The organism is Corynebacterium sp. Marseille-Q4381, assembly GCF_036881695.1.
Classification (GTDB): Bacteria; Actinomycetota; Actinomycetes; order Mycobacteriales; family Mycobacteriaceae; genus Corynebacterium.
In genome coordinates, this window is the sequence record NZ_JBAJNR010000005.1 from 137,919 (window position 1) to 164,909 (window position 26,991).

26 protein-coding genes and 1 tRNA gene are annotated in these 26,991 nt (G+C 65.8%); 17 read left to right on the plus strand and 10 right to left on the minus strand.

Going from position 1 to position 26,991, the window contains the following annotated elements:
• Window positions 1–2: 2 nt before the first annotated feature.
• Genes V6D40_RS05810 through V6D40_RS05830 form a run of 5 tightly spaced genes read left to right on the plus strand, consistent with a single transcriptional unit; the run spans window position 3 to window position 4,434 of the window.
• Complete coding sequence (locus V6D40_RS05810; protein ID WP_334289421.1) at window positions 3–563, plus strand: hypothetical protein; 561 nt, start codon at window positions 3–5, stop codon at window positions 561–563.
• Window positions 564–1,130, plus strand: coding sequence for a hypothetical protein (locus V6D40_RS05815; protein ID WP_442891897.1), 567 nt, complete (start codon window positions 564–566; stop codon window positions 1,128–1,130). It begins immediately after the preceding gene.
• An 11-nt stretch (window positions 1,131–1,141) separates the two neighbouring features.
• Complete coding sequence (gene cysS, locus V6D40_RS05820) at window positions 1,142–2,494, plus strand: cysteine--tRNA ligase (RefSeq protein WP_334289422.1); 1,353 nt, start codon at window positions 1,142–1,144, stop codon at window positions 2,492–2,494.
• A complete protein-coding gene (rlmB, locus tag V6D40_RS05825) occupies window positions 2,495–3,442 on the plus strand; it encodes a 23S rRNA (guanosine(2251)-2'-O)-methyltransferase RlmB (protein ID WP_334289423.1) in 948 nt (315 codons plus the stop codon). It begins immediately after the preceding gene.
• A 5-nt stretch (window positions 3,443–3,447) separates the two neighbouring features.
• The gene (locus V6D40_RS05830; protein WP_334289424.1) at window positions 3,448–4,434 is read left to right on the plus strand and encodes a LacI family DNA-binding transcriptional regulator; all 987 of its coding nucleotides are present in this window, start codon (window positions 3,448–3,450) and stop codon (window positions 4,432–4,434) included.
• On the opposite strand, the gene V6D40_RS05835 is transcribed toward V6D40_RS05830, so the two are convergent.
• From V6D40_RS05835 to thrE, 3 genes are read right to left on the minus strand one after another with little or no spacing between them, the layout of a single operon-like run.
• Window positions 4,409–4,825: a hypothetical protein gene (locus V6D40_RS05835; protein ID WP_334289425.1), complete on the minus strand. Its 417-nt coding sequence runs from the start codon at window positions 4,823–4,825 to the stop codon at window positions 4,409–4,411. The two genes, V6D40_RS05830 and V6D40_RS05835, sit on opposite strands and share 26 nt — an antisense overlap.
• The gene (locus V6D40_RS05840) at window positions 4,825–5,205 is read right to left on the minus strand and encodes a histone (protein WP_334289426.1); all 381 of its coding nucleotides are present in this window, start codon (window positions 5,203–5,205) and stop codon (window positions 4,825–4,827) included. Before V6D40_RS05840 ends, V6D40_RS05835 begins: the two co-directional genes overlap by 1 nt.
• Complete coding sequence (gene thrE, locus V6D40_RS05845) at window positions 5,205–6,668, minus strand: threonine/serine exporter ThrE (protein WP_334289427.1); 1,464 nt, start codon at window positions 6,666–6,668, stop codon at window positions 5,205–5,207. Before thrE ends, V6D40_RS05840 begins: the two co-directional genes overlap by 1 nt.
• Before the next feature lie 56 nt (window positions 6,669–6,724).
• Between thrE and V6D40_RS05850 the strand changes: the two genes are divergently transcribed.
• The 3 genes from V6D40_RS05850 to V6D40_RS05860 all read left to right on the plus strand — a co-directional run bounded on the left by V6D40_RS05850 (window position 6,725) and on the right by V6D40_RS05860 (window position 9,009).
• Window positions 6,725–6,800, plus strand: a tRNA-Thr gene (locus tag V6D40_RS05850).
• 115 nt (window positions 6,801–6,915) lie between these two features.
• Entirely contained in the window at window positions 6,916–7,620 is a 705-nt protein-coding gene (locus V6D40_RS05855) for a response regulator transcription factor (RefSeq protein ID WP_334289428.1), read from the plus strand.
• Between the two features lie 21 nt (window positions 7,621–7,641).
• Window positions 7,642–9,009: a sensor histidine kinase gene (locus V6D40_RS05860; RefSeq protein ID WP_334289470.1), complete on the plus strand. Its 1,368-nt coding sequence runs from the start codon at window positions 7,642–7,644 to the stop codon at window positions 9,007–9,009.
• On the opposite strand, the gene V6D40_RS05865 is transcribed toward V6D40_RS05860, so the two are convergent.
• Window positions 8,984–9,391, minus strand: coding sequence for an HIT family protein (locus V6D40_RS05865; RefSeq protein ID WP_334289429.1), 408 nt, complete (start codon window positions 9,389–9,391; stop codon window positions 8,984–8,986). The genes V6D40_RS05860 and V6D40_RS05865 overlap by 26 nt on opposite strands.
• A 31-nt stretch (window positions 9,392–9,422) precedes the next feature.
• Between V6D40_RS05865 and purD the strand changes: the two genes are divergently transcribed.
• Together purD and purB are read left to right on the plus strand one after the other, a co-directional pair.
• Window positions 9,423–10,679, plus strand: a complete 1,257-nt coding sequence (purD, locus tag V6D40_RS05870; protein ID WP_334289430.1) for a phosphoribosylamine--glycine ligase — start codon at window positions 9,423–9,425, stop codon at window positions 10,677–10,679.
• Between the two features lie 6 nt (window positions 10,680–10,685).
• Window positions 10,686–12,113, plus strand: coding sequence for an adenylosuccinate lyase (purB, locus tag V6D40_RS05875; RefSeq protein ID WP_334289431.1), 1,428 nt, complete (start codon window positions 10,686–10,688; stop codon window positions 12,111–12,113).
• 3 nt (window positions 12,114–12,116) lie between these two features.
• Here purB and V6D40_RS05880 read toward each other — a convergent pair whose 3' ends face one another.
• Window positions 12,117–12,644: a hypothetical protein gene (locus V6D40_RS05880; RefSeq protein WP_334289432.1), complete on the minus strand. Its 528-nt coding sequence runs from the start codon at window positions 12,642–12,644 to the stop codon at window positions 12,117–12,119.
• 34 nt (window positions 12,645–12,678) lie between these two features.
• Between V6D40_RS05880 and V6D40_RS05885 the strand changes: the two genes are divergently transcribed.
• Genes V6D40_RS05885 through V6D40_RS05895 form a run of 3 tightly spaced genes read left to right on the plus strand, consistent with a single transcriptional unit; the run spans window position 12,679 to window position 16,381 of the window.
• Window positions 12,679–13,572, plus strand: coding sequence for a phosphoribosylaminoimidazolesuccinocarboxamide synthase (locus V6D40_RS05885; protein WP_334289433.1), 894 nt, complete (start codon window positions 12,679–12,681; stop codon window positions 13,570–13,572).
• A gap of 11 nt (window positions 13,573–13,583) precedes the next feature.
• Window positions 13,584–15,701 carry a S9 family peptidase gene (locus tag V6D40_RS05890; protein WP_334289434.1) on the plus strand — a complete coding sequence of 706 codons (2,118 nt, stop codon included), beginning with the start codon at window positions 13,584–13,586 and terminating at the stop codon, window positions 15,699–15,701.
• Window positions 15,702–15,706: 5 nt separating this feature from the next.
• Window positions 15,707–16,381 carry a DUF2334 domain-containing protein gene (locus tag V6D40_RS05895; protein ID WP_334289435.1) on the plus strand — a complete coding sequence of 225 codons (675 nt, stop codon included), beginning with the start codon at window positions 15,707–15,709 and terminating at the stop codon, window positions 16,379–16,381.
• Here V6D40_RS05895 and V6D40_RS05900 read toward each other — a convergent pair.
• The 4 genes from V6D40_RS05900 to V6D40_RS05915 form a co-directional block, all read right to left on the minus strand.
• Window positions 16,338–17,162 (minus strand): metal ABC transporter permease, encoded by an 825-nt coding sequence (locus tag V6D40_RS05900; RefSeq protein WP_334289436.1) that lies wholly within the window; start codon window positions 17,160–17,162, stop codon window positions 16,338–16,340. The genes V6D40_RS05895 and V6D40_RS05900 overlap by 44 nt on opposite strands.
• Window positions 17,159–17,836: a metal ABC transporter ATP-binding protein gene (locus V6D40_RS05905; protein ID WP_334289437.1), complete on the minus strand. Its 678-nt coding sequence runs from the start codon at window positions 17,834–17,836 to the stop codon at window positions 17,159–17,161. Before V6D40_RS05905 ends, V6D40_RS05900 begins: the two co-directional genes overlap by 4 nt.
• Window positions 17,833–18,696 carry a metal ABC transporter solute-binding protein, Zn/Mn family gene (locus V6D40_RS05910; protein ID WP_334289438.1) on the minus strand — a complete coding sequence of 288 codons (864 nt, stop codon included), beginning with the start codon at window positions 18,694–18,696 and terminating at the stop codon, window positions 17,833–17,835. Before V6D40_RS05910 ends, V6D40_RS05905 begins: the two co-directional genes overlap by 4 nt.
• Window positions 18,697–18,803: 107 nt before the next feature.
• Complete coding sequence (locus V6D40_RS05915; protein ID WP_334289439.1) at window positions 18,804–22,121, minus strand: ExeM/NucH family extracellular endonuclease; 3,318 nt, start codon at window positions 22,119–22,121, stop codon at window positions 18,804–18,806.
• Between the two features lie 236 nt (window positions 22,122–22,357).
• Between V6D40_RS05915 and purS the strand changes: the two genes are divergently transcribed.
• From purS to purL, 3 genes are read left to right on the plus strand one after another with little or no spacing between them, the layout of a single operon-like run.
• Complete coding sequence (gene purS / locus V6D40_RS05920; RefSeq protein WP_334289440.1) at window positions 22,358–22,588, plus strand: phosphoribosylformylglycinamidine synthase subunit PurS; 231 nt, start codon at window positions 22,358–22,360, stop codon at window positions 22,586–22,588.
• On the plus strand, window positions 22,585–23,265 hold the full coding sequence (purQ, locus tag V6D40_RS05925; RefSeq protein WP_334289441.1) for a phosphoribosylformylglycinamidine synthase subunit PurQ: 681 nt from the start codon (window positions 22,585–22,587) through the stop codon (window positions 23,263–23,265). The genes purS and purQ overlap by 4 nt, the downstream gene beginning before the upstream one ends.
• A 7-nt stretch (window positions 23,266–23,272) precedes the next feature.
• Entirely contained in the window at window positions 23,273–25,543 is a 2,271-nt protein-coding gene (gene purL / locus V6D40_RS05930; RefSeq protein ID WP_334289442.1) for a phosphoribosylformylglycinamidine synthase subunit PurL, read from the plus strand.
• Here the strand turns inward: purL and V6D40_RS05935 are convergent.
• A complete protein-coding gene (locus V6D40_RS05935) occupies window positions 25,540–26,547 on the minus strand; it encodes an acyl-CoA thioesterase (protein ID WP_334289443.1) in 1,008 nt (335 codons plus the stop codon). The genes purL and V6D40_RS05935 overlap by 4 nt on opposite strands.
• A 37-nt stretch (window positions 26,548–26,584) precedes the next feature.
• On the opposite strand from V6D40_RS05935, the gene V6D40_RS05940 reads away from it, so the two are divergent.
• Window positions 26,585–26,968, plus strand: coding sequence for a sterol carrier family protein (locus V6D40_RS05940; RefSeq protein WP_334289444.1), 384 nt, complete (start codon window positions 26,585–26,587; stop codon window positions 26,966–26,968).
• The last annotated feature ends 23 nt before the right edge of the window (window positions 26,969–26,991 follow it).

A 26,991-nucleotide genomic window follows, 5' to 3' on the forward strand; every position in this document is an offset into this window, starting at 1 on the left:
CCATGAAGCGCGCAATTGTTTCCTCCCTCGTCGCAGCCGCCCTCGTTGCCGCACCCGCCGCCCAGGCGCTGCCGCAGCGCAACTACACCGCCGTGAACCCGACCACCATCGGCGCGTACTGCTCGAACCCGGGCGACCGGGGCCAAACGGTGAACATCGTCCGCAGCTACTTCGACGGATCCGCGGGCACCTGGACCGTGTCGAACTACAACGACGAGCCGCTGCCGGTGACCCGCTCGATCACGGAGACCAAGACGAAGACGTGGAACGTCACCGCGGGCGTGAGCTTCGATGTGGCCAAGCTGATCCAGTTCACGTTCTCCACCAGCTACACCGACACGCAGACCTACACCGTTGGTGAGCAGGTCGGACCGTACAACATCGCGCCGGGCAAGACCGCGGTGCTGCAGGCCGGCTGGATCGTCTCCGACTTCGAGGGCCAAGAGACGGTTTGCGGCGCCAACCACACCTGGCAGGGCGCGGGCAACACGTTCACCGCGACCATGCCGAAGGAGCGCCACGTGCGCGTGAGCACCCGCGACAACATGGACTGGGGGGCGTAGGTGGGGAAATACCGAGCAGCTGCGGTGGTTGTGGCGGCGTCGATGTTGATGGCGCCGTCGGCAAGCGCCGAGCCGTACGATTTCGAACTCCCGCAGCGCTGGAACACCGATCTGGCTCCGGGCAGCACCTGCGCCACGCCGGGGTTGAAGGACACCTACGTCACCGCGACGCGCCGCTGGTTCAAGCAGACGGACGCCGCCAGCGTGGCTAACGACACGGAGGAAACAGTGCCCGTCACGCAGACGGTGAAAGAGAAGCGCGTGCAGACGCTCGAGGTCTCCGGCACGTTCACCCCCAAGGGCGACCTGGTGAAGAACGTCTCGCGCGCCTACGGGTGGAAGTACGTGCACGAGGTGTCGTGGGCGCTGAACCAGAAGGTGGGGCCCTACATGCTCGCTCCGGGGACGCAAGGGCGCTTGGTGTGGGGGTTCACCATGCTCGACGGTGACGCGCAGGATGTGGTGTGTGGGGAGGGGAAGGTGTGGGAGGGCGTCGGCAAGCAGTACAGCTTCACCGTTCCTGAGGCCCGCTACTCGGAGCTTATGGTGGGTTCATCCCAGCTGTAGACTTGGGTGCCGTGACTCAACGCATCTTCGACACCGCCACCCGCTCGCTGCGGGACTTCGAGCCGGTGCGCCCCGGACACGTCTCCATGTACCTGTGCGGGGCGACGCCGCAAGCCGCGCCCCACATCGGGCACCTGCGCAGCGGCGTCGCGTTCGACATCGTGCGCCGCTGGTTCATGGCCAACGGCAACGACGTGGCGTTTGTCAGGAACGTCACCGATATCGACGACAAGATCCTGACGAAGGCCGAAGAGAACGACCGCCCCTGGTGGGAGTGGGTGTCCACCTACGAGCGCGAATTTACCCGCGCATACAACACGCTCGGCGTGCTGCCGCCGTCGGTGGAGCCGCGCGCGACCGGTCACGTCACGCAGATGGTGAACTACATGCAGCGGCTCATCGACAACGGCTACGCCTACGCGCGCGACGGCTCCGTGTACTTTGACGTGCCGGCGTGGGTGGAAGCGGGCGGGGATTACGGCTCGGTGTCGGGCAACAAGGTAGAGGACGTAAGGGGTGAGGGAGGCACCGATAAAAAGAGCCCCCTCGACTTCGCGCTGTGGAAGGCGGCGAAACCCGGTGAGCCGCACTGGCCGACACCGTGGGGTGACGGCCGCCCGGGTTGGCACCTGGAGTGCTCGGCGATGTCCACCTGGTACTTGGGCGGGCAGTTCGACATCCACGGCGGCGGTCTGGACCTGCAGTTCCCGCACCACGAGAACGAGCAGGCGCAGTCGCACGCGGCGGGCGACGGGTTTGCGAACTACTGGATGCACAACCACTGGGTGACCATGGCGGGCGAGAAGATGTCGAAGTCGCTCGGCAACGTGCTGTCCATCGACGCCATGCTCGAGCAGGTGCGCCCAGCGGAGTTGCGCTACTACCTGGGCTCGGCGCACTACCGCAGCGTGCTGGAGTACTCCCCGGAAGCGCTGCAGGAGGCGGCCGCGGGGTACCGCCGCATCGAGGAGTTTGTGAAGCGCGCCGGCTACCCCGAGCCGACGACGTGGACCGACGGGTTCGCGGACGCGATGAACGACGACTTTGGCGTGCCGCGCGCGCTCGCAGAGATCCACAACACCGTGCGCGAGGGCAACAAATCTGGCAACCCGGCCGAAGCAGCGGCCCAGGTGCGCGCGATGGCGGCGGTGCTCGGCATCGATCCGGGGCAGTGGCAGCAGCTTGACGACGCCACCAGCACCACCCGCGCCCTCGACATCCTCGTGAGCGCCGAGCTTCAGCGCCGCGCGGAGGCGCGCAAGAATAAGGACTGGGCAGAAGCGGACGCGGTGCGCGACCGGCTGGCGGAGGCCGGTATCGAGGTCACCGACACCCCGGACGGACCGACATGGGAGATGAGGTAAATGGCGAAACCGTACCAACGGCCGGACAAGCAGAAGAAGAACAAGAAGGGCCCGGCCAAGGGGTCCGGCGGCCAGATCCGCCGCGGGCTGCGGGGCAAGGGCGCCACACCGAAGGCGGAGGACCGCGTCTACCACGCGGCGCACAAGCGCAAGCTTGAGCGCCAGCGCCGCGACTCTGGTCGCCACGAGAAGGAGCAGGCGGACTTGGTCGTCGGCCGCAACCCAGTGGTGGAGTGCCTGCACGCGAAGGTGCCGGCGGAAGCGCTTTACGTCGCGCTCGGCACCAGCAACGACGACCGCTTGACCGAGGCCGTCACCCTCGCGCACTCGAAGGGCCTTCCGGTGCACGAGGTGCCGCGCCAGCAGCTCGACGACATGACGGGCAACGGTCTGCACCAGGGCATCGGCTTAAAGATCCAGCCGTACAAGTACGCGGATGTGTTCGACCTGATCGCCGGAGCGAAGGACGAGGCCGGCATGTTCGTGGTGCTCGACAACATCACGGACCCGCGCAACTTGGGCGCCGTGATCCGCAGCACCGCTGCGTTCGGCGGCCACGGCGTGATTATTCCTGAAAGGCGCAGCGCCCAGGTCACCGGCGTGGCGTGGCGCACCTCTGCGGGCACGGCGGCGCGCCTGCCCGTGGCGAAGGCGACCAACCTCACCCGCACCATCAAGGAGTTCAAGGACAACGGCTACATGGTCGTCGGCCTCGACGCGGGCGGGGAGCACACCCTGGACACGTTCGAGGGCGGCACGGACCCGGTGGTCATCGTCGTCGGCTCCGAGGGCAAGGGCATCTCGCGCCTGGTGCGCGAGAACTGCGACGTGATCATGTCGGTGCCCATGCAGGACTGGGTGGAGTCGCTCAACGCGTCCGTTGCGGCGGGCGTGGTGCTGAGCGAGTTCGCCCGCCAGCGCCGCGTGAAGAACGCCCAAACCAACTAGCCCTTATGCCGTCGCTCGCGTCCCTCGCCGCGGATTTGGGGGTATCGCGGACCACGGTGTCGAACGCGTTCAATCACCCGGACCAGCTGTCGAAGCCGCTGCGCGACAAGATCCTCGCGGCGGCACGAGCGCGCGGGTATGCCGGCCCCGACCCCATGGCGCGCTCGCTTCGCACGCAGCGCACGGGCGCGGTCGGCGTCGTGCTGACCGAGGAGCTGCCCTTCGCCTTCGAGGACCGCGCGTCGGTGGACTTCCTCGCCGGTCTCGCGCAGATCAGCGGCTACTCGCTCACGCTGATTCCCCACCACGGCAGCGTGCACGATGCAATTGTCGACGGCATCGTGGTCTACTCCGTCCCCGACAACGACCCCCAGCTGCTCCAGGCAAGACAGCGAAACCTGCCGCTTGTGGTGTGCGACCAGCCGAAAGATACCGGCGTGCCGTTTGTGGGCATCGACGACTTCGCCGCGATCCAGCCGGCGGCGCAGGCGCTCAAGAAGGCGGGCCACAGCAAGGTGGGCATCTTGGCCAAGCGGATGTTTTCGCGCGCCTACAACGGCGAGGTCGGCGATGTTGCGGCGGCGGACTTGCAGGCCCAGCGCGCCCGGGTGGAGGGCGCCCGCGCGGTGCTGGGCAACGTTCCGGTGGTGACGCGCCACGCGAACGACATCGATTCGGCCGCCGACGGCGCCCGGGAACTGCTCACCCGCCACCCCGACCTCACCGCCGTGTTGTGCACCACCGACTCCATGGCGCTGGGGGTGCTCGCGGCCTACGGCGACCGGGTCCCGCACGAGCTGTCGGTGACAGGGTTCGACGGCATTTCCGAAGCGGAGCACTACCGCTTATCGACGGTCCGCCAACCCAACAAACGCAAAGGCCAAGAAGCCGCCGCCATGCTGCACAGCCTCATGAACGGGGAGGAACCAGAAAGCGTTATCCTCGGCACGGAGTTCGTCGCAGGCGCTACGGTTGCTCCCGCAGCACTCTGATGCTGGGCGGGTCGAGGAGCTGCTCGGTAGAAACGAGGAGCTTCTCGCTTGGCGACGCCTCCCTCACCTCAAACATCGCGCCCTCTTTAGCAACAGCCGTCACCTGGTTGTGCGTGTAGCGGGCGGCGCCGAGGCAGGTGTCGGCGGGTGTTTCCTGGGTGAGGGTGGTAAGGGTGAGAAGGGCGTCGTCAAGCGAAAAGCTCCCCTCGAGCTTTGCGCAGGGCGTGGCGCCCTCGAAGGTTGAACCGTGGACGCGGACGGTGGCGCGCTCGGGCAGGGCGCCGGGCACCGTCGGGTCGGTGTAGACCTCGACCACTTGCCACGTCTCGCCCGCCGAGCAGCCGGAAAGCGCGGCGGCCGCAAGGAGTGCGGCGAGCGCGCGGCGAGACATTAGTCCTTCTCGGTGGTCTTCTTGGCGGCCTTTTTCGTCGTCTTCTTCGTGGTCTTTTTGGTCGCCTTCTTGGTGGCCTTCTTCGTCGTCTTCTTCGTCGTCTTCTTCGTGGTCTTCTTGGTCGACTTTTTGGCGGCCTTCTTCGTGGTCTTCTTCGCCGGCGCCTCCTCGGCCTCCGCCTTCTCCTGCTCGAGCTGCTCGGCGTAGCGCTTGTACACGAAGCCCTTCGGCTCGACGCCCAGCATTGACATCAAGGTCACGCCGTCGAAGAAATCCTCCGCGTAGGTGGCCACGATCCGCCGCGCACCAGCGGCGGTCTGCTCCTCCATCTCGATGACGGCATCGGGAGCTGGGCGGGAGTCCGTGATCTTCGGTGGCACTAGAGGTTCCTCCTTGGGCGTTTACGAGATACTTGGGTCATGGTACCGAAGGTGGCGCGCCCGACTCGCTTCAGCGCCCGGTAGGGCAGGTACTCCTGCGGCGCGCGCAGCCGGCGCGCCAGCCACTCGCCGAAGACCACGCCTCCGGCGAGCGCCATGCAGGTGGCGATGGCGGAGAAGATGTTGGTCAGCCCAACGACCATCTGCTCGTTCATCACGGCGTACATGCCGCGGTAGATGCCCGAACCAGGCAAGAACGGGGTCACGCCCGCGACCGCGGTGATGACGGGGCTGATCATCGTGCGTCGCGCGATGAGACCGCCGGCGAGGCCGACAACCATGGCGCAGGCGGCGGTGGCCATGAAGCGGTCGGTGCCGAACGGAATGAGGAACACGTAGTAGATGGTGGAGCCGGCGGCGGCTGTGATGAACGAGACGAAGATCGCGGGCTTTTCCGCGAAGCACGTGACTGCGAACGCGGCGGCGGCGGTGGCGCCGCCGAGAATGCGCCAGACCACGCTGTCGAGCGAAGGTCGGCCGAGCATCGTCTCGATGGGGGGCAGGCCTACGCCCATCAGGTCCGAAAACGACAGACCCATCGCTACGCCGCCAACAATGCCGCCGGTGAACAGCACCGTTTGGAAGAAGCGGGCGGAGGCGGTCACGGGGGAGCCGGTGATGCCGTCAAGAAGCGACTGGACCAGCGTCAGGCCGGCGAGCAGCACCACGATGCCGGAGGCAATGACCTGGCTCGGCACGATCGTGCGCCCGATGACTGTGGAAAAGTCGTAGAACACTGCTGCGGGGATCGTCGCAAAGAAGCCGCCCACCACGCAGTGGAAAAAGTACGGCAAGTTGTTCCTCGAGAGCACCTTGTTGAAGCCCATGATGAGGAACGCGGTGATGCCGCCGACGATCGACATCAAGAAGTCTCCGCCGAGCAAGATCGCAATGGCCGCGCCCATGACCGTCCAGCCGAGGAGGAAGCGGGTGTTGCGGTAGGGAATCGGGGAGTTGTCGATGCTGTCGAGGACCTTCTCGGCGACCTCCGGCGGCGTCGCACCCGCGCGGATGGAGCGGATCAGGCGGTCCGCCTCCTGGAGCTTGTGGTAGTTCTCGCTCATCATCGTCACCACGCGGAACACCGTCACCGGCGTTCGCTTGCTGTTGTGCACGATCACCGCGTTCATAGTGATGGTGTTCACCGTGATGTCCACGTGACAGTAGTGCAGGCCGTACGAGGAGGTCACGGTGCGGATCTGCGCAATGGCGTCCGAGGAGGTGGTGCCGTTGGCGATGAGGATCTCGCCGATGCGGGCCGCGATTGTCATCACAGCCGCGACCTGCGTCGAGTCGGTCAGGTCGACCGGGGCGAGCACTGATGGTGGGGGCGAGGTGCGGGCGGCGTCAATGGTGGCCACGCGTTGCCGCGAACCGCGCAGCATATCCCTCAGAGATGTCACGCGATAGACCCTAGTCTGTGCGTGGTTCGTCGGCCTGTGTAGGCTGTTGGAGCATTGCTGGAGTGGCGCAATCGGTAGCGCAACGGTCTTGTAAACCGTAGGTTGCGGGTTCAAGTCCCGTCTCCAGCTCCATTTCTTCAACTTGGGTGACGCGGTACAGCGCGCGTTCAGGAAACATACAGTTGCGGGGTGTTGGATTATCGGAAGTTGGAAGTACTGACCTCTGTTCAAAGGAGATGACCCCCGGATGGCTGAAAACCAGGGTGTGAAGGTCCTCGTTGTAGACGATGAACCGAATATCGTCGAGCTGCTCACCGTGTCGCTGCGGTTCCAAGGTTTCGAGGTGGAGAGCGCGAATTCCGGCGAGGAGGCGCTCGAGCTGGCCCGCTCGTTCAAGCCGGAGGCGTACATCCTCGACGTGATGATGCCGGACATGGACGGCTTCGAACTGCTGACCAAGCTGCGCTCGGAGGGGCTCGATGGCCCGGTCCTCTTCCTCACCGCAAAGGACGCGGTGGAGGACCGCATCCACGGCCTGACAATCGGCGCGGACGACTACGTGACCAAGCCGTTCAGCCTCGAGGAAGTGATCACCCGCCTGCGCGTGATCCTGCGCCGGGGCAACGTCACCGACGACGCGGAGGGCGACGGCACGCTGCGCTACGCCGACCTCACGCTGAACGATGAGACGCACGAGGTGACCAAGGCTGGCCAGATCGTCGACCTGTCGCCCACCGAGTTCAACCTGCTGCGCTACCTCATGCTCAACGCTGAGGTGGTCGTGTCCAAGGCGAAGATCTTGGACAACGTGTGGCACTACGACTTCGGCGGCGACGGCAACGTGGTCGAGTCGTACATCTCCTACCTGCGCCGCAAGGTGGACCAGGGTGATCCGCAGCTGATTCACACGGTGCGCGGTGTGGGGTATGTGTTGAGAACGCCGCGTCAATAAGCAAAAGCCCCTTTGACCGCGATGTTGATTACCCGGGCTTACGCGCAGAACCGGCCGCTGCAGAAGCGGCTGGTGGGCATTGTCGTCGGTGTGTCCTCGGTGGCGATGGCGGTCAGCTTCATCATCGTGTACTTCCTGATGCGCGAGCTGTTGTACCAGCGCGTCGACGACCAGCTCGAAGAAGCGATGAACACCTGGGTGGGGCAAACCGCGTGGCTGCCCACCTACGGCGCGCCGAGCGACTTCCACCAGGCGATTATGGTGCCTGGCTACAGCACGCCGTGGGAGCCCTCGCGCAGCACGACCCCGCCGGACTACGCGGAGCTGACGAAGTTCGACCAGCCGCAGACCGTGGGGTCGGTTCCCGGCTCCGAATTCAACCGCCAGTGGCGCGCGATGAAGCACGAAGCCAACGGCACGGTGGAGCTGGTGGCCAAAAAGCTTGACCAGGAACGCCGCACGCTGACCAGCCTCGCGATGACGGAGAGCCTCATCTGGTTCCTCGCCACCGTCGCGCTGGTCTACGTCAGCCGCCGGCAGGTGCAGCGCGCGCTGGCGCCGCTGAGGGAGGTTGAGACCACTGCGCTGGCGATTGCCGACGGGGCCAACAGGCGCATCCCCGCTTGGTCGAGAGAAACCGAGGTCGGCAAACTCGGCTACGCCATGAATACCATGGTGAGCAAGCTGCAGGACTCTGTGAACGAGGCGGAGGCGAAAGAGGAGCAAATGCGCCGCTTCGTCGGCGACGCCTCCCACGAGCTGCGCACGCCGCTGACCAGCGTGCGCGGCTACGCGGAGCTGTACAAGAAGGGTATGGCGCCCGACGTGGACATGGTGCTGGACAAGATCGACCAGGAGTCCGCGCGCATGCAGCTTCTGGTAGAGGACCTGCTCGACCTCACCCGCGCCGAGGGCGCGCGCCTGAACACGCGCGAAGTGGACATGACCGAGCTCGTGGCGAGCGTGGCCAGCTCCATCCACGCGGCGTTCCCGGACCGCGAGCTGAGCGTCATCAACGACTGCCAGCGCGCGCCCGCCGTGCAGGGCGACCCCGACCGCCTCCATCAAGTGCTGATCAACCTGGTCACCAACGCTTACAAGCACGCCGGCGCGGACGCGGTGGTGACGATCACCCTGCGAGACAACTTAGACAGGCTGTTTATCGACGTCAGCGACAACGGCATCGGCATGCACCCCGAGGACGCGGAGCGCATCTTCGACCGCTTCTACCGCGCGGACTCCTCGCGCCAGCGCGGTAAGGGCGGGGGCTCAGGCTTGGGGCTGGCGATTACCAAGTCGATCATTGAGCAGCACGACGGCACCATCAAGGTGGCCACCGCGCCGGGCGAAGGCTCGACCTTTACTATTTCGCTGCCAATGCCTGCGTAAGCTTCTGCGCCGCCTCGTCCATCTTCTTCTCGTCGGTCTGGTCGGCGGGGATGGCGCGGGACAGGTCGTAGCCGGACATGTCGTCGGCCGGAAAGACGTGGATGTGCGCGTGCGGCACCTCGAACCCGGCAATCAGGTAGCCGGCGCGCTCGGAGCCGAAGACCTCAATGATTGCCTGGCCGATGTCCTGCGCGACACGGTTCAGCTTCGCCCACAGTTCAGGCTCGATGTCGGTCCACTTGTCCACTTCCTTCACCGGTACGACCAGCGTGTGGCCGTACGCCACGGGCTCAATGGTGAGGAAGGCGGCGACATCGTCGTCGCGGTAGATAAACCGGCCCGGGATCTCGCCTTCGATGATCTTGGTGAATACGGTGCTCATACCCTTGCACGCTACCGGTAAATTTGAGGCCATGCGCATCCTTGTTATCGGTTCGGGCGGCCGCGAACACGCCCTGCTGAAAGGCCTTGAAGGCCACGAACTTTTCGCCGCGCCGGGTAACTCCGGGATGGCCGCGCTCGCCGAGCTGCACCCGGTGGACGTTTCCGACCCGGCGGCGATCGTCGCCCTGGCCAAGAACATCGAGGCCGAACTCGTGGTCATCGGCCCGGAGATCCCGCTGGTGGCGGGTGCCGCTGACGCGCTGGAGGACGCCGGCATCGCGGTCTTCGGCCCGTCGAAGGCGGCGGCGCAGCTCGAGGGCTCCAAGGCCTTTGCCAAGGACGTGATGCAGTCCGCAGGCGTGCGCACGGCGCAGGCCGCGCAGGTCGCGGACGCCGCGGGCATCGATGCCGCGCTCGACGCCTTCGGTCCGACTTACGTGGTGAAAGACGACGGGCTCGCAGGCGGCAAGGGCGTTGTGGTGACAAAAGACCGAAACGCAGCGCGCGCCCACGCCGAAGCTGTGATCGCCGCGGGTAACCCGGTGCTGCTCGAGTCCTTCCTCGACGGCCCCGAGGTAAGCCTGTTCTGCCTGGTCGACGGCGAGACGGTCGTGCCGCTTCAGCCCGCGCAGGACCACAAGCGCGCCTACGACAACGACGAGGGCCCGAACACCGGCGGCATGGGAGCGTACGCGCCGCTGCCGTGGCTGCCGGAGGACGGGGTGGAGCGCATCGTGCGCGAGATCGCCGAGCCTGTCGCCCGCGAGATGGTCGCGCGCGGCACCCCGTACCACGGTCTGCTCTACGTCGGCGCGGCGTGGGGCGCGCAGGGCCCGGCGGTGATCGAGTTCAACGCCCGCTTCGGCGACCCGGAGACCCAGGCGGTGCTCAGCTTGCTGGAAACCCCGCTGGTGGACGCCCTAGGAGCAGTTGCTTATCGACGCCTCGCCCAACTCCCCAGACTGTCCTGGAAACCCGGCTACGCCGCGACGGTGGTGCTGGCCGCAGAGGGCTACCCGGCCGCACCTGTGACCGGCGGCGCGATCACGGGCGAGCCGCTGGCAGATCCCGAGCGCGTTCTCCACGCTGGCACCGGCAACAACGGCGGCGAGGTGGTCGCCGCCGGCGGCCGCGTGCTCAACGCCCTCGGCTACGGCGAGACGCTTGAAGATGCCGTCGCTAACGCTTATTCCGTGCTCGACCAGATCGAACTGGCCGGCTCCTTCTACCGCCGCGACATCGCCCTCCCCGCGATCGAGGGTCGCATCCAGCTTCCGGAAAGGTAAACACCCATGCAAAAACCCGCAAACGCCAACGTCTTAAGCAACCGCTACGCATCACCCGAGATGGCCACGCTGTGGGCGCCGGAGCACAAGATCGTGCTCGAGCGCCAGCTGTGGATCGCTGTGCTTCGCGCGCAGAAGGAGCTCGGTGTCGAGGTCGCCGACGGCGCCATCGAGGCCTACGAGTCTGTCATCGACCAGGTGGACCTGGCCAGCATCGCTGAGCGCGAAAAGATCACCCGCCACGACGTGAAGGCGCGCATCGAGGAGTTCAACGCGCTTGCCGGCTACGAGGAGATCCACAAGGGGATGACCTCGCGCGACCTGACGGAGAACGTCGAGCAGCTGCAGATCGTCCGCTCCCTCGAACTGACACGCGACAAGGCCGTTGCGCTGCTCAAAGCCGTGGGCAACCGCGCCGGCGAGTACGAGTCACTTGTGATGGCGGGCCGCTCCCACAACGTGGCCGCGCAGGCGACCACCCTGGGCAAGCGTTTCGCCTCCGCCGCCGACGAGGTCCTCGTCGCTGTGGAGCGCATCGAGGAGCTCATCGGCCGCTACCCGCTGCGCGGCATCAAGGGCCCGATGGGCACCGCCCAGGACATGCTCGACTTGATGGGCGGAGACGAGGCGAAGCTGGCGGAGCTCGAGACGGGCATCGCGCGCGGGCTTGGCTTCGACCGCGTCTTCGACTCCGTGGGGCAGGTCTACCCGCGCTCGCTCGACTTCGATGTGGTGAGCGCGCTTGTGCAGCTGGGTGCGGGCCCGTCGTCTTTGGCCACCACCATCCGTCTGATGGCCGGCAACGAAACGGTCACCGAGGGCTTCAAGGAGGGCCAGGTCGGCTCCAGTGCCATGCCGCACAAGATGAACGCCCGCTCCTGCGAGCGCGTGGGCGGTTTCCAGGTGATCCTGCGCGGCTACCTCGCAATGGTCGCTGACCTGGCTGGTCAGCAGTGGAACGAGGGCGACGTGTTCTGCTCCGTGGTGCGCCGTGTGGCGCTTCCCGACGCGTTCTTCGCCATCGACGGGCAGCTGGAGACCATGCTCACCGTGCTCGACGAGTTCGGTGCCTTCCCGGCGATGATCAACCGCGAGCTGGACCGCTACCTGCCGTTTTTGGCCACCACCCGCATCCTGATGGCGGCGGTGCGCGCGGGCGTGGGCCGCGAGACCGCCCACGAGGTGATCAAGGAAAACGCTGTCGCGATGGCGCTCGACATGCGCGAGCGCGGCGCCGAGCAGAACTTGATGGAGCGCTTGGCCGCCGACGAGCGCCTGCCGCTCGACCGCGATCAGCTAGACGCCGCCCTCGAGAACCGCCACGCCTTCATCGGCGCTGCCGAGTCGCAGGTTGAGCGGGTGCGCGCCCGCATCGAGGAGGTCCTCCAGCGCCACCCGGAGGCGGCCGACTACCGCCCGGGCGACATCCTCTAGCCGCTACTGCCAGGTGACAGTCTGGTCCCGGGTGGAAAGCTTCACCCCGGTGCCGGCGATGCCGTAGAGCCCGTCCCAGCTCGCGACGTAAAAGGAGTACTCGCGGCCCTCGCGCATCTCCCCGGTGTAGCCGGTGGGCGGGTTGACGTCCTCGCCGCACAGCGACGTGTCGTTGAGGTAGTTGGCGTTCTCGTCGCCGTTGACAGGGGTGAACCTCGGCAGCGGGACCGTCACGTCCACCGGGTAGTCGCCGATGAAGGTGGGCGTCATCCGCACCCTGTTGCACAAGGCCTTTGGAAAGGTTGGGGTAGCAGGGACGAGCTTCGGCTTGTCGACGCTCACCTCCCACAACACCGGCACCCCGTGCCCAACATCGCGTGTGAGCACCTCCGCCGGTTTGCCGTAGGAGCGGGTGAGCTCCGATCGGACTTTCGGGATCTCGCCGGAGTAGGGCGCCGGCGGGGCGCAAGCGACCAGCGCAAACGTCGCGGCGGCCGCTGCGGCGGCGTGACGGCGGGCCCCTTTTCGCATGCGTCGGAGCCTACCAGGCATACACTTGGAAGCCATGCGCGCAGATTTGTCTGACTACAAGCACCTGGCCGGCGGCAAGGTCCGCGAGATCTACGAGGTTGACTCCGACACGCTGCTCATGGTCGCCTCGGACCGGATCTCCGCGTTCGACTTCTCGCTGGAGCCCGCAATCCCGGACAAGGGCAGGATCCTGACCGCCACGTCCATGTTCTTCTTCGATCTTCTCGACGTGCCGAACCACCTTGCCGGCCCGATCGACGACCCGCGCGTGCCCGACTCCGCTTTGGGCCGCGCCATGCTGGTGAAGAAGCTCGACATGGTGCCGTTCGAGTGCGTCGCCCGCGGCTACCTCACCGGCTCGGGCAAGAAGGAGTACGATGCCCGCGGCAAGGTTTGCGGCGTCGACCTTCCGGAGGGCCTGAAAGAGGCCTCCAAGCTGCCGGAGCCGATTTTCACCCCGGCTACCAAGGCGGAGCAGGGCGACCACGACGAAAACGTCACCTTCGACTACATGGCCAACAAGATCGGCACCGAACTGGCCGACAAGCTCCGCGAGCTCACGCTGGCCGTCTACACCCGCGCCGCCGAGCACGCCGAGTCTAAGGGCATCATCCTCGCCGACACGAAGCTGGAGTTCGGCATCGACCAAGACGGCAACGTCGTGCTGGCTGATGAGGTGCTCACCCCCGATTCCTCCCGCTACTGGCCGGCGGACGGCTACGCGGAGGGTCAGGTGCAGCCCAGCTTTGACAAACAGTACGTGCGCAACTGGCTCACCGGCCCGAAGGCGGACTGGGATCCGGCATCGAACACGCAGCCGCCGGAGCTGCCCGGCTCCGTTGTGGAGGCGACCCGCGACCGCTACATCGAGGCCTACGAGCGCCTTTCGGGCAAGCGCTTCGCGGATTGGCCGGGAAGCAAAGCCTAGACTCGACGTCTATGGCATCAACGCACATCAACCCACCTGAGCCAGCCAAGCGACCAGTCACCCGCGCCTTCCACGGCCGCGAGTTCGTCGACGACTACGAGTGGCTGCGCGATAAGGACAATCCCGAGGTCATCGCTCACCTCGAGGCGGAGAACGCCTACACCGACGCGATGACCGAAGACCTGAAACCGCTCACGGACGCGGTGTACGGGGAGATCAAGTCGCGCGTGAAGGAAACGGACATGTCCGTACCGCAGCGCCAGGGCGACTGGTGGTACTACGGCCGCACCGAGGAGGGAAAGAGCTACGCCACCTCGTGCCGCGTGCCGGTCGCCGGCGACCCGTGGGCCCCGCCCGAAGTCACGGACGACATGCCGGGCGAGCAGGTGCTGCTCGATTTGAACGAACTTGCGGACGGCCACGAGTTTTTCTCCCTCGGCGCCTCGTCGGTTTCCACGTCGGGGCGCCTGCTCGCGTACTCCGTCGACACCGAGGGCGACGAGCGGTTCACGCTGCGCATCAAGGATCTTGAGGGCGGTTCGCTTTACGACGACCACCTGACAGACATCTTCTACGGCGCCGTATGGGCCGGCGACGACTACCTCTTTTACATCCGCGTCGACGAAGCGTGGCGCCCGCACCAGGTGTGGCGACACAAGGTGGGCACGCCCGAGTCGGACGACGTGCTTGTGTACGAGGAAACCGACGAGCGCTTCGGTGTCGGCGTGGGTGCCGACCGCGCGGAGCGCTACCTGTTCATCGCGTCAGCATCGTCGCTGACCAGCGAGTACCGCGTCGCGCCCCTGGACGACCCGACCGCAGACTTTCAGGTCATGTGGCCCCGCGAGCCCGGTGTGGAGTACCACCCGGATTACGCCCAGGTGGGCGACCGCGATTACTGGGTGGTCACCCACAACGCCGCAGGGCCCAACTTCGCAGTAGGCGTGTGCCCAGTCGGTGAGCTGCCGGCGCTGACGGAGCTCGACACGATTCTCGAGCACTCGGAGACCACCCGCGTGGAGGGCGTCGACACGTACCGCGACTTCATGTTCGTCAGCTACCGTCGCGGCGGTATCGCCCGCCTTGCGGTGGCGGGACTGACTGACGGTTTCGGCGGCTGGCACGAGCTTGAGTTCGACGAGGAGCTCTACACGGCATCCCTGATCGGCAACCCGGAGTGGGACGCGCCGGTTGTGCGCATCGGCTACACCTCGTTCACCACGCCGTCGACGGTGCTGGACTACCGCGTGGGCAGCGGCGAGTTCACCAAGCTCAAGCAGCAGGAGGTGCTCGGCGGGTACAACCCGGACGAGTACGAGGCGTTCCGCCTGTGGGCGAGGGCTTCGGACGGGGTAGAGGTGCCGGTGTCGGTGGTGCGTCGTAAAGCAACTGCCCCTGGGCCGCAGCCGACCTTGCTCTACGGCTACGGCTCGTACGAAGCCTCGACCGACCCGGGCTTTTCCGTGGCGCGCCTGTCGCTTTTGGATCGGGGCATGGTGTGGGCGTGCGCCCACGTGCGCGGCGGCGGCGAAATGGGCCGCACCTGGTACGACACGGGCAAGATGCTGCACAAGGTCAACACGTTCACCGACTTCGTGGCGTGCGCGGACATGCTGATCGATGGGGGCTACACCACGCCTGCGCAGATGGTCGCCGAAGGCGGGTCCGCAGGCGGGCTGCTCATGGGCGCGGTGGCGAACCTCGCCCCGGAAAAGTTCGCGGGCATTCAGGCGATTGTGCCGTTTGTGGACCCGCTGACCTCCGTACTCAAGCCCGAACTGCCGCTGACTGTGGGCGAGTGGGAGGAGTGGGGCGACCCGTACCACGACCCGCAAGTGTACGACTACATGGCGGCTTACGCGCCGTACGAGAACGTCTCCGCGCAGAACTACCCCGCGATCTTGGCGGTAACCTCGCTGAACGATACCCGGGTGCTGTTCGTGGAGCCGGCGAAGTGGGTAGCCAAGCTCCGGGAGGTCGGCCGCGGCGGACCGTTCTTGCTCAAGACGGAGATGGCCGCTGGCCACGGCGGTGTGTCGGGGCGCTACGCGAAGTGGAAGCAGACCGCCTTCGAATACGCGTGGACGCTTGCTACGTCCGGCGCGGTTGACACGAGTGTGGAAAAATAGGGCCCATGCCTGGCCGCCTCCTCGTCTCCGTTTCCTCGATTTTTGATGAAACGTTGCCCGGGGTGCAGGCCCTGATCAACGAGCTGGACCGCGAGGACGTCCCGGTCTCGCTGCTGGTCGCCCCGCACATCGACAACCGGTGGCACCTGGCGAAGGACAAGCACACGCGCAAGTGGCTGCGCGACCAGGCGGGGCAGCGCGCGATGCTGCTCAACGGCTTCGACCAGGCGGTGCAGGGACGGCGCGCCGAGTTCGCCACCCTCGAGCAGCACGAGGCGAAGTTGCGGCTGAAGGGGGCCACTCGCCAGATGGAGTCGCTGGGTTTCGACTTCGACATGTTTGCCCCGCCGCGCTGGCAGATGTCCGCGGGCACGCTTGAGGTGCTGCCGGACTTCGGGTTTGACGTCGCGGCGTCGACAAAGGGCATCCACCACCTGCTCACCGGAGAATTCACCCAGTGCCGCAACCTGTCTGTTGGCGAGGGCTACGGCGCGGCGAAGTGGTGGCGCCGCAACATCATCAAGGCGGCGGCCCGCGGCGCCGAGCGCGGCAACACGATCCGCCTGTCCGTTTCCGGCCGCGAGCTGGGTACGAAGAAGGTGCACCGCGACTTCGTGGCCGCGGCCCGCGAGGCCGTTAAGGCCGGCGCGGAACCCTCCGACTACCGTGCCTACCAATAATCCGGCACACCAAGTAGATCCCGAACGAGATAAACGCGACGAACACGCTGACCGGCACGCCGGGCGCCAGCGACAAAATCATGCCGCCGACCGCGGCGACCTCGGCGAAAATAACCGAGTAAAGTACCGCGAGCTTCGGGTTCGCGGTGATCTGGGCGGCTGCAGCGCCGGGCGTGATCAGAAGCGACATGACCAGCAGCGCGCCGACGATCTGCACGCTTTGGGCGGACGCGACGCCGACGAGCACGGCGAAGGTGAGCGCCATGGCTTTGACGGGCACGCCTGCCGCAGCGGCCATCTCCGGGTCGGCGGAGGCGAACAGGAGGGGGCGCCACAGGACAACCACCGCGCCGGCAACCAGGGCGGTGGTGAGTCCGAGCAGGACGAGGTCTTGGCCTGTCACGCCGACTATCTGGCCGGTGAGCAGCGCGAGCGCGCGGTTGGCGTTGCCGGGGTAGAGGTGGATGAACAGCACGGATAAGCCCATACCGAAACTCATGACCACGCCGACGGCGGAATCCTGCTGGCCTTTGAGCCCGAGCGCTGCGAGCACGACCGCGGCGACGACGGCGCCGACGATCGCGCCCAAACCGACGTTGATGCCGGTCAGCAGGGCGGCGGAGGCGCCCATCAGCGCGAGCTCGCTCGTCGCGTGGACGCTGAACGACATCTGCCTCAGCACGATAAGAGGCGCCATGACGCCGGAGAGCACACCCAGCAGCGCGCAGGCGATAAGGGTGGCCTGGACGAAATCGAGGGAAAGCAGTTCAAGCGTCGTCACAGGACCACAAGCTTCCCGTTTACTTCTGCGACGTCGACGTGGGTGCCGAAGAGATCGCTAAGCACCTCGCTGCGCATGACCTCGTCCACGCTGCCCAAGACGTGGCCTTGAGGCCCGATGTAGAGGACGCGGTCGACGACGCTTAGCAGCGGGTTGATCGAGTGCGTGACGCAGACGACCGCGGCGCCTGAGTCCTTCAACCTTCTTGTGGTTTCGTGTTGGCGGGCGGGGTCGAGGGAGAGCAGGGGCTCGTCGGCAAGCAAGAGCTCCGGATCCTGCGCAAACGCCTGTGCTTGGCGGATGAGCTGCTGTTGCCCGCCGGACAGTGTGCCGACGCGCTGGTCGGCGAAACTGCGGGCGCCGACGAAATCGAGCAGCTTATCGACGCCCTCGGTGCGCCCAAAGGGTCTCGGGTTCACAGCGAGCGAGACGAGGTCGCGGCCGCGCATCGGCAGATCCGGCGGGAACATGCGCTGCTGCGGTATCAGTCCGATGCGTCCGCTGACGCTGACAGTGCCGCTGGTGAGCGAGCGCGTGCCCAGGACCGTGCCGATCAGGGTGGACTTGCCCACACCGTTCGGCCCGAGCACGGCGAGGAACTCGCCACGCTCCAGCTCGAGATTCAAGTTCGACCAGAGGGGGTCGACGGCGGCGCCGCGAAACGAAAGGATCACTGTGCGGATTCTACGAGCGCGTCCGCGATCTGCTCAACGTAGTCCAGCACGCTGGTGCCGGCGGGTGGAATCTCGGTGATCTCGACGATGGTGGTGTTGTGCGATTTCGCGGCGTCGACGATGCGCTGCGCCGCGCTGGTCATTGACTGGGGGTTGACGATCAGCACATCAACGTGGCCGTTCTCGATCTCCTGGATGAAGTTTGCTACAGCGCTTGCCGACGCCTCCCCGTGATTCAACGCCGCCTTCCTGTAATCAGCCGGCGTGGTGTCGTGCATCTCGGATCCGGCAATCAGGTGGTCTGCGATCGACTCCGTCTGCGCGACGTGCAGGTGTGGCAGGTTGCCGATCTTCTGCTTGAGCGCGGCCATGCGGCTTTCCACCTCGGTCGCGTCACCGCCCACTTTCGCCTCAACCTCCTTGGCCACGGCGGTAATCGCGTCGGGGGAGAACCAGACGTGCTCATTCACGCTGTGGTCGTGGTGGTCGTGGTGGTCGTGGTGGTCGTCGTGGCCGTGGTCGTGCGCGTCATCGAGACCTGCGAGGTCGAACGCGTTGATCACCCGGTCTTGCTCTGCGACCTCGTAGAGGGCCGCGTCGTACCCGCCGCCGTTGGCGATAACGGTGTTGGCGGCTTTCACTCGAGCGAGGTCCTGAGCAGTCGGCTCGTAGTGGTGGGGGTCGATACTCGTGCCGGTGAGGATCGCGGGTACGTCGTTCCCGGTCACTGCGGAGGCGACGTCGGCCCAGACGCCTGTGGTCGCGACGAGTTCTGCTTGGTCGCTGCTGGTCGTGCCGTCGCACGCCACAAGGGTTACCGCGAGGAGGGGGACTGCTGCAAGGGTGGGGGTGATTCGCATGCGCAAATTTTAAGCACTAATGAAAATCGTTTTCAATTTGAGTGTGGGGTAAAAACGCGAGAACTCCACCCCCGCGCAGGGAGGTGGAGTTCTACGGCTGCGCGGTGTTAGTTGGAAGAACCAGCGTCACCGCACGCGGAGACCAGCGTTGCGATCGCGGCAGCGCCGAGGGAGATCGCCGCCAGGCCGGTAAGGGCCTGAACCGCGCCGATGCCCATGCTGCTCAGCTGCTCAGCGGTCAACGCGAGCTGCGGGACGAAGACGTTGAGCTGCTGCTGCGCGAGGGTGTTGAGCTGGTTGACCTGATCCTGCACCGGTTGGAGCGCCGGGATGCCGATTGTCGCTGCGAGGCCGAGCGGAACCAGCGCGACCAGCGGCAGACCCCAGCCGACAGCTGCGGCGATGCAGCGGCCGTTAGAGGAGGCGTTCGTTCCCGGAGCCGGGGCCGGCGCCGGCGTGGAGCCGGTGACCTTGCCGAGGTTCTGGGTGGTGCCGTCGGAGTAAGTGAGCACGAGCTCGCCGTTGTCGTTGACCTCCGCGCTGGTGACGCCCCGTCCGTCGGTGCCTGGCTGGGCCGCGACCTTGCCCAAGTTGCTGGTCTCACCGTCGCTGTAGGTGATGATCAGATCGCCGTCGTTGTTGATGACAGCATCCGCCACGAAGCGTGGCTTGTTCACGTTGACGGTGACCTCGACGCTGTCCTGACTGCCGTCCGGGTAGGTGACAAGCACAGCGCGCTTTTGACCAGCGCCTGGCTGATCGGTCTTTGCGTCCGACCACTGGAATGTGGTGCCCTCAGGCAATGCGTCAGCGTTCTTGATCACGGATTTCGCCTCCGGTAGCTCCTCGTTCTGAGTCACCGTGATCGCATCGCCGGACTCCGGCTCGTGCTGATCTTTCTCGCGCTCGGGGAAGCTGATGCCGACCTTCACCGGGTCGTGGTCGGAAGCAGCGAACGGGTTGTCGTTCTGGAAGAGATCCGCACCGTGGTAGTTGCGGCGCGAGTACTGGAAAACAATCGGCTCGTCCGCGTTAATGTTCCACACCGCCGCATCCTGGACGAGTGCGCGCGCAGCCTCGTTTGCGAGCACGTGGTCGAGGGAGCCAACGTGCTTGCCGAAGGAGTAGGACGACTCTTGTGCCGCGGCGCCGGCGCCAGCGACGTTGTGCTCGGCGTTGTGCTCAACGATCTCGAATCCGCCGCCGTTGAGCGCCGTGATGGAATCCTCGCGCGAGTACGAGTTCAGGTCGCCGAGGATGAAGACTGGTTTGTTGTCCCACTGGTTTTGCTGTTGCAGGTGATCGAGCAGCGCCTGCGCTTGGGCCTTACGCACGTTCGGGTTGTTGGCCTGGCCATCGTTTTGGTCGGCATCGCCCCGTGCCACCGATCCCTTCGACTTGAAGTGGTTCACGATCGCGACGAAGCTTTCGTCGTCGGAGCCGCCCTTGGGCTTGAATTCCTGTGCCAACGGTTGGCGGGCGGTCCCTGTAAACGCGGGGTCGTCAAAAATGACGGATTCGCCGACCGGCTCAACCTTGTCTTTGTTGTAGATGAACGCGACGCGGATGAAGTCCTCATTGGTGCCGAGCTGCGCCGGCGACTTGACGTAGTCCCAGGTGCCGCCAGCGTCGTTAAGCGCCTCAACAAGTTTCCCGAGGGATTCGTCGCGCTTGGCAACGTCGCCGGAGGTCTTCGCCGTGTTCTCAACCTCCATCAGGCCGACGACGGAGGCGTCCAGCTCGTTGATGGCCAGCACGATCTTGTCCTGCTGGTCCTTGAACGCGTCTTGGGTGAACGCGCCGCGGACGTTGCAGCGGTTCGCAGCGATGTCGTTGCCGAAACGGTCCTGGTACGCCTTGCAGCCAGCTTCGGTCTCGCCGAGGGTGGTGAAATAGTTCAGCACGTTGAAGGAACCGATGGACAGATCGCCCTTGACCTGGCTCGGCACATTGCGCACTGCTTCGCGGGTATCTGCCCACTCGACCGGGAGGTCCTCCTCCGGGCTCTTGCCGGTGAGCGGCACGAGCGGCTGGAAGCGCCACGCGTTGAAGGAGTACTCGACGATGACACCGGAGTCTTTAAACTCCAGTTGGTCGCCGACGCGCATCGACTTGATGCCCTTGTCGGAGGTTTGGAGGTAGGGAAGCGGGATGTCTTTGTTGTTGCGGAAGTAGTTGTAGGTGGAAGCGTCGTCAAGCAGGATGATGCTCTTGAGCTGCTCCTGCTCGAGCGCGTATGCCTCCTCGCCGGGCGCCATGACGTCGGTCGGTTGGCGCAGGGGCTCTTCGCCCGGGACGATGCCCATCTCGCCGTAGGTGTTGAAGCTGTAGTTGTCCGTCACCGTGTGGACTCCGGGCTTGACCAGCATGCCTTCGTAGCGTTCGCGCGCCTCGTCGCCGGCGGGCAGGGAGTCGAACTCAACAGGGGTGACCGGTTCGAAATCTTCGTTCAGTGCGGTGATCCTGGGGCCAGACAGCTGCGTGGAGGTGTTGAACTCCTCGACCTTGCCGGTGACCTCGATGTAGGAACCACGCGCAGGGTAGGTCTCCGGTTTTGCGCCCTTGCCCATGTAGACAAAGACAGCGTCAGATGCGTCGCCGTCGTTTTTCACCTTGCCCGCGCCGGGGGTCTGCATGTAGAAGCCGTCGCGGCCGCCCTCGTTGTACACCGCGGTGACAACGCCGCGGGTGGTTACCGTTTGGCCCTCGAGCGGAGAGGAAGCGCCCGGACCCTGAATGTCTGCAATGGTGACTGGTTCGGTCGGCTGCGGCTGGGGTTGCGGCTGGGGATCGGTCGGATCCGGATTGTTGGGCTCCGGAGTCTCCTCGCCGTTCGATGCGCCCGGGGTCGGGGCGTCTACTTTGAAATCGTTCGCGTTGTTGTCGGTGTCAACGCCGTCCCGCTTGCGCTGAACTGAGGTGCCGTTGTTCGTGCCTGCAGCAGGGGAGTCCCCTTCGGCTTCCTTGGCAGCGCCCCACCCAAGGAGGTCGACTACACTGCCGTTGGCGTCGATGAGCTTTGCAATGGCCTGCTTGCCTGCGAAATCGAAATTCAAAATTTGATCTGGAGCCGGCAGCTCACCGGTAGCGTTGTTGCCCGCCCAACCTTGCACAAGGAAGAAAGATTTTGGCTGAATCGTGCCGTTGAGCACGTGCGGGTGACGGCCCCCCTTTCCGCCGTTTGCGGAGTACTGCTCAATCTGCCACCCGGTGATGTCAATCGGGGCGTCCGTCGGGTTATAGAGCTCGACGAAGTCGTTGGAGTACACGGAACCGCTGTTACCGCCGCCTCCGTAAACCTCGTTGATGACGACGTTGGTGCCGTCAACGGCGGCGGAAGCGGAAGGAGCGACGACGGAAACGGTGCCGGCTGCGAGCGCGATGGCGAACGTCGCACTAAGTGCCTTGCGATTCGAGTTACGCATGGGAAACGAACCTCTCGTGGATAGCTAGGTGGCCAGTAAGGGAAGCGGTGCAAAGCTTGCACCGCCAAAGTAACTCCGCTAGACGGCGTACGGGCGGTCTACTGACAGGGTTCTCCAACAGTTCACCCACCGTTTACCGAGGCTGTTCCGAGGGCCTTTGGGCTGTGTGGTGGCTCGGATATACTTATCGCCGACCTAATACAGGCGTCCAACCTCCCTCAACACGAAGGATTCTCATGGCACGAGTCGTCGTCAATGTCATGCCCAAAGCCGAAATTCTGGACCCGCAGGGCCAAGCAGTGCTGCGCGCGCTGGGCCGGATCGGGGTGGAGGGTGTCACCGATGTCCGTCAGGGCAAGCGCTTCGAGATCGAGGTGGATGACACTGTCTCCGATGAGGAGCTGCGCCGCATGGCGGAGACCCTCTTGACCAACACCGTGATCGAGGATTTCGAGGTTGTGCGATGAGCGCAACCATCGGTGTAATCACGTTTCCAGGCACGCTTGACGACGTTGACGCGTTGCGTGCCGTGCGCCTCGCCGGTGCTGAGCCCAAGCAGCTCTGGCACGCGGACGACGATCTGACTGGCGTCGACGCGGTGGTCGTCCCCGGTGGTTTCTCCTACGGTGACTACCTGCGCTCAGGCGCGATCGCAGCCCAAGCACCGATGATGGGCGCGGTGATCGAGGCAGCCAAGGGCGGTATGCCGGTGCTCGGTATCTGCAACGGATTCCAGATCCTCACTGAGGCGGGTCTTCTGCCGGGTGCGCTGACCCGCAACCAGAACCTCAACTTCCACTGCGTGGACACGTACCTCGAGGTGGCGAACACCTCCACCGCCTGGACCACCGAGTTTGATCAGGGCCAGCGCATCTACGTTCCTGCTAAGCACGGCGAGGGCCGCTTCCAGGCCGCGCCCGAAACCATCGAAGCGCTGGAGAAGGAGGGCCGCGTGGTCTTCCGTTATACCGACAATTTCAACGGCTCCATCAACGCGATCGCCGGCGTGACCAACGAAACTGGCCGCGTCGTCGGCCTCATGCCGCACCCGGAGCACGCCATTGAAACGCTCACCGGCCCGTCCACCGACGGCCTGGGCCTGTTCACGTCCGCCATCAACGCTATTTCGAAGATCGGAGCGTAAAACACAGATGACTGTGGTGAATGACACCGTCGAAAACGCGAAGGCGACCCCGGATACGGTGCAGCCCTACGCCGAGCTCGGCCTCAAGGACGACGAGTACCAGAAGATCAAGGACATCCTCGGCCGCCGTCCGACGGACGCCGAGCTCACCGTCTACTCCGTGATGTGGTCGGAGCACTGCTCCTACAAGTCTTCGAAGGTGCACCTGCGCTACTTCGGCGAGACGATGACGGATGAAATGGCGTCGAAGATCCTCGCCGGCATCGGCGAGAACGCCGGTGTTGTGGACATTGGCGGCGGCGACGCTGTGACCTTCCGCGTGGAGAGCCACAACCACCCGTCGTTTGTCGAGCCCTACCAGGGCGCGGCGACCGGTGTTGGCGGCATCGTCCGCGACATCATGGCGATGGGCGCGCGCCCGATCGCGGTGATGGACCAGCTGCGCTTCGGCCCCATTGACGCCGACGACACCAAGCGCGTGCTGCCGGGCGTGGTGCACGGCATCGGCGGCTACGGCAACTGCCTCGGCCTGCCAAACATCGGCGGCGAGACGGTGTTCGACGCCGCCTACGCCGGCAACCCGCTGGTCAACGCGCTGTGCATCGGCACGCTGAAGGTGGAGGACCTCCACCTTGCGTTCGCGTCCGGCACCGGCAACAAGGTGATCCTGTTCGGCTCCCGCACCGGCCTCGACGGCATCGGCGGTGTGAGCGTGCTCGGCTCGGCCACCTTCGAGGAGGGCGAGGAGCGCAAGTTGCCGGCGGTGCAGGTCGGCGACCCGTTCGCGGAAAAGGTGCTCATCGAGTGCTGCCTCGAGCTTTACGCGGCTGGCGTCGTGGTGGGCATCCAGGACCTTGGCGGCGGCGGCCTGTCGTGCGCCACCTCCGAGCTGGCTGCGGCCGGCGACGGCGGCATGCGCGTCGACCTCGACGCTGTTCCGCTGCGCGCCGAGAACATGACCGCGGCAGAGATCCTGGCCTCCGAGTCGCAGGAGCGCATGTGCGCGGTTGTGGCTCCGGAAAACGTGGACAAGTTCATGGAAATCTGCGCCAAGTGGGACGTGGGCGCGGCCGTCATCGGTGAGGTCACGGACGAGCACGACCGCCTCGCCGTGTACCACCAGGGTGAGCTGGTGCTCGACGCGCCGCCGTCGACGATTGACGCGGGCCCGGTTTACGAGCGCCCGTTTGCGCGCCCGGATTGGTTGGACGGTGTGCAGGGGGAAGGGGGCGTCGATAAGCACCTGCCCCTGAAGGACACCTGGTTGAAGATGGTTGCTTCCCCGGCGCTGTGCTCGCGCGACTTCATCACCGAGCAGTACGATCGCTACGTGCGCGGCAACACCGTGCAGGCAAAGTACGCCGATTCCGGTGTGCTGCGCATTAACGAGGAGACGAAGCGCGGCGTGGCAGCGTCGGCCGACGCGTCGGGCCGCTACACCTACCTGGATCCGAACATGGGTGCGCGTCTTGCTCTGGCAGAGGCGTACCGCAATGTGGCTGTCACCGGCGCGAAGCCGGTCGCGGTGACCAACTGCCTGAACTTCGGCTCCCCGGAGAACCCGGACGTGATGTGGCAGTTCCGCGAGGCGGTGCATGGGCTTGCAGACGGCGCGGCCGAACTTTCTATCCCCGTCTCCGGCGGCAACGTGTCCTTCTACAACCAGACCGGCGAGACCCCGATCCTGCCGACCCCGGTTGTCGGCGTGCTGGGTGTCATTGAGGACGCGGAGAAGACCATCCCGCACGCGGCACCCGCGGGCGAGGAGTACACGCTGATCCTGCTCGGCGAGACCAAAGACGAGTTCGGCGGTTCCGTCTGGCAGGACATCTCGGGAGCCGGCCTTGCGGGCCTGCCGCCGCAGGTTGTCCTGGCCAACGAGGCGCGGCTGGCGGAGTACTTCGCCGAGCCGGAGGGCATCTCGGCCGCCCACGACCTCTCCGAGGGCGGTTTGTCTCAGGCCCTGTTCGAGCTGCTGCTCGGCTCGGACTTGGGCGCGGAGATCGACCTGTCGGTGGTCCACGAGGACGCGTTTACCGCGATGTTCTCCGAGTCAGCTTCCCGCGTGCTCGTCGCGGTGACCAGGGACCGCGCCGACGCCGCCGTGGCGCGCGCGACCTCCGCCGGGATCCCGGTGGCGGTGCTTGGCTCCACCACCGAGGACGGCGTCATCCGCTTCAGCGGCGAGGAGATCGCCGTGGCTGAGCTCGCCGGCGCGTGGGCGGCCACCATGCCGGGCCACTTCGGACACGCGACGGCGCCGAACTCGGCGGTTTAGTCCACGCGCTGGGCGGCCTCGGGCAGCCGCACCAGCGGCACCGGCTCGTACTGGCCGCGCAGATCTTTCAGGGTCTGCGTGTGCTCCCAGAGCCGCTTGTCCTCGTCCGTCACCGGGGTGAACTGGCGGGCGGGCAGGGGGTTTCCGTCGATGTCGATACCCAGGTACGTCACCGAGGCGTGGATGGCCTCGGTGAGCTGCTCCTGCCCGCCGCGCGGGTCGCCGGAGCGCACCGAGATCGAGGTGTGCAACGACCGGGTGTCGGTGCGGGTGAGCCGCGCCTCAACCTCGATCAAATCGCCGATGTGGATCGGCTTGTAAAAGCGGATGCCGCCCGCGTACACCGCGACGGTGCGCTCGCCCGACCATTCCATGGTGCAGGACAAACCGGCCTCGTCGATCCACTCCATCGCCGTGCCGCCGTGCACGTTGCCGCCCCAGTTCACATCCGTCGGCTTGGCCAGGAAGCGGTGGATCGTGCGCGGGGCGGTCGAATCGCGCGTGTAGGTCTGCTCGCTCATCTCTTGCTCGATCGCCTTGCGCAGCTCGATGCGCGACAGGGCGGCCTCAGCCACGCGGCGCTCCTCGTCGTCGGAGGGAACGAACGTGGGCACCGGCGTGGGCCGGCCAGTAGCCGGGTCCTTCGCCACGAAAATCACCAGGCAGTCGCACGCGCGGGTGAATACGCCCTGGCGCGGGTCGGCGGAAAGCACCTCGTTGACAATGTGCATCGAGGAGCGCCCCGTCATCGCCACGCGCGAGCGCACCTCCACGATGTGGCCGGAGGGGATCGGGCGGGTGAAGTGGATGTGGCCCACGTACGCGGTCACGCAGTACGTCGACGACCACTGTGCCGCACACGCGTAGGCGGCCTTGTCAATCCACTCCAGCACGCGCCCGCCGGCGACGCCTTGCGCGCCGGCGTGCAGCACGTCGGTCGGCGCCGCCATGAAGCGCAGCGTGATGGAGGGGGATTTTTCGGTCGGCACAGCGGTGTTCGGCATAGCCACACCTTAAACGCTTGGGGTTACCATCTGCGCTATGGCTACGAAGAAGGTCGATCCGCACGAAACGCGCGCCGCGGTGCGCGCTGTTGAGGCATGGCTTAAAGACGCCTCGTTACCCGCCCCGGGGCGCCAAGCCCTGGCAGCAGCGTGCCGCACCACCGCACGCACGCTTGCGGAGGAGTTGCCCGGCCACACCGTTGAGCTGCGCGTCCCGCCGTTCGTCGCGGTCCAGTGCATCGAAGGTCCGCGGCACACGCGCGGCACCCCGCCGAACGTGGTGGAGTGCGACCCGCGCACGTGGCTCCGTCTCGCCACAGGGCTGACCGACTTCGACGCGGAAGTCGCCAGCGGCGCCGTGGATGCCTCGGGTTCGCGCGCGGGTGAGGTCGCCCGCGGCTTGCCGGTAATTCCTTTGTGAGGGCCCGAGTCCGATACAGTGGT

What these genes read in the sequence shown, in the direction of transcription:
- V6D40_RS05810 (WP_334289421.1), top strand. Translation starts at nt 3, where the DNA reads ATGAAGCGCGCAATTGTTTCCTCCCTCGTCGCAGCCGCCCTCGTTGCC.
- rlmB (WP_334289423.1), top strand. Translation starts at nt 2,495, where the DNA reads ATGGCGAAACCGTACCAACGGCCGGACAAGCAGAAGAAGAACAAGAAG.
- V6D40_RS05830 (WP_334289424.1), top strand. Translation starts at nt 3,448, where the DNA reads ATGCCGTCGCTCGCGTCCCTCGCCGCGGATTTGGGGGTATCGCGGACC.
- V6D40_RS05835 (WP_334289425.1), bottom strand. Translation starts at nt 4,825, where the DNA reads ATGTCTCGCCGCGCGCTCGCCGCACTCCTTGCGGCCGCCGCGCTTTCC.
- V6D40_RS05855 (WP_334289428.1), top strand. Translation starts at nt 6,916, where the DNA reads ATGGCTGAAAACCAGGGTGTGAAGGTCCTCGTTGTAGACGATGAACCG.
- V6D40_RS05860 (WP_334289470.1), top strand. Translation starts at nt 7,642, where the DNA reads ATGTTGATTACCCGGGCTTACGCGCAGAACCGGCCGCTGCAGAAGCGG.
- V6D40_RS05865 (WP_334289429.1), bottom strand. Translation starts at nt 9,391, where the DNA reads ATGAGCACCGTATTCACCAAGATCATCGAAGGCGAGATCCCGGGCCGG.
- purD (WP_334289430.1), top strand. Translation starts at nt 9,423, where the DNA reads ATGCGCATCCTTGTTATCGGTTCGGGCGGCCGCGAACACGCCCTGCTG.
- purB (WP_334289431.1), top strand. Translation starts at nt 10,686, where the DNA reads ATGCAAAAACCCGCAAACGCCAACGTCTTAAGCAACCGCTACGCATCA.
- V6D40_RS05880 (WP_334289432.1), bottom strand. Translation starts at nt 12,644, where the DNA reads ATGCGAAAAGGGGCCCGCCGTCACGCCGCCGCAGCGGCCGCCGCGACG.
- V6D40_RS05885 (WP_334289433.1), top strand. Translation starts at nt 12,679, where the DNA reads ATGCGCGCAGATTTGTCTGACTACAAGCACCTGGCCGGCGGCAAGGTC.
- V6D40_RS05890 (WP_334289434.1), top strand. Translation starts at nt 13,584, where the DNA reads ATGGCATCAACGCACATCAACCCACCTGAGCCAGCCAAGCGACCAGTC.
- V6D40_RS05895 (WP_334289435.1), top strand. Translation starts at nt 15,707, where the DNA reads ATGCCTGGCCGCCTCCTCGTCTCCGTTTCCTCGATTTTTGATGAAACG.
- V6D40_RS05910 (WP_334289438.1), bottom strand. Translation starts at nt 18,696, where the DNA reads ATGCGAATCACCCCCACCCTTGCAGCAGTCCCCCTCCTCGCGGTAACC.
- V6D40_RS05915 (WP_334289439.1), bottom strand. Translation starts at nt 22,121, where the DNA reads ATGCGTAACTCGAATCGCAAGGCACTTAGTGCGACGTTCGCCATCGCG.
- purS (WP_334289440.1), top strand. Translation starts at nt 22,358, where the DNA reads ATGGCACGAGTCGTCGTCAATGTCATGCCCAAAGCCGAAATTCTGGAC.
- purQ (WP_334289441.1), top strand. Translation starts at nt 22,585, where the DNA reads ATGAGCGCAACCATCGGTGTAATCACGTTTCCAGGCACGCTTGACGAC.
- purL (WP_334289442.1), top strand. Translation starts at nt 23,273, where the DNA reads ATGACTGTGGTGAATGACACCGTCGAAAACGCGAAGGCGACCCCGGAT.
- V6D40_RS05935 (WP_334289443.1), bottom strand. Translation starts at nt 26,547, where the DNA reads ATGCCGAACACCGCTGTGCCGACCGAAAAATCCCCCTCCATCACGCTG.
- V6D40_RS05940 (WP_334289444.1), top strand. Translation starts at nt 26,585, where the DNA reads ATGGCTACGAAGAAGGTCGATCCGCACGAAACGCGCGCCGCGGTGCGC.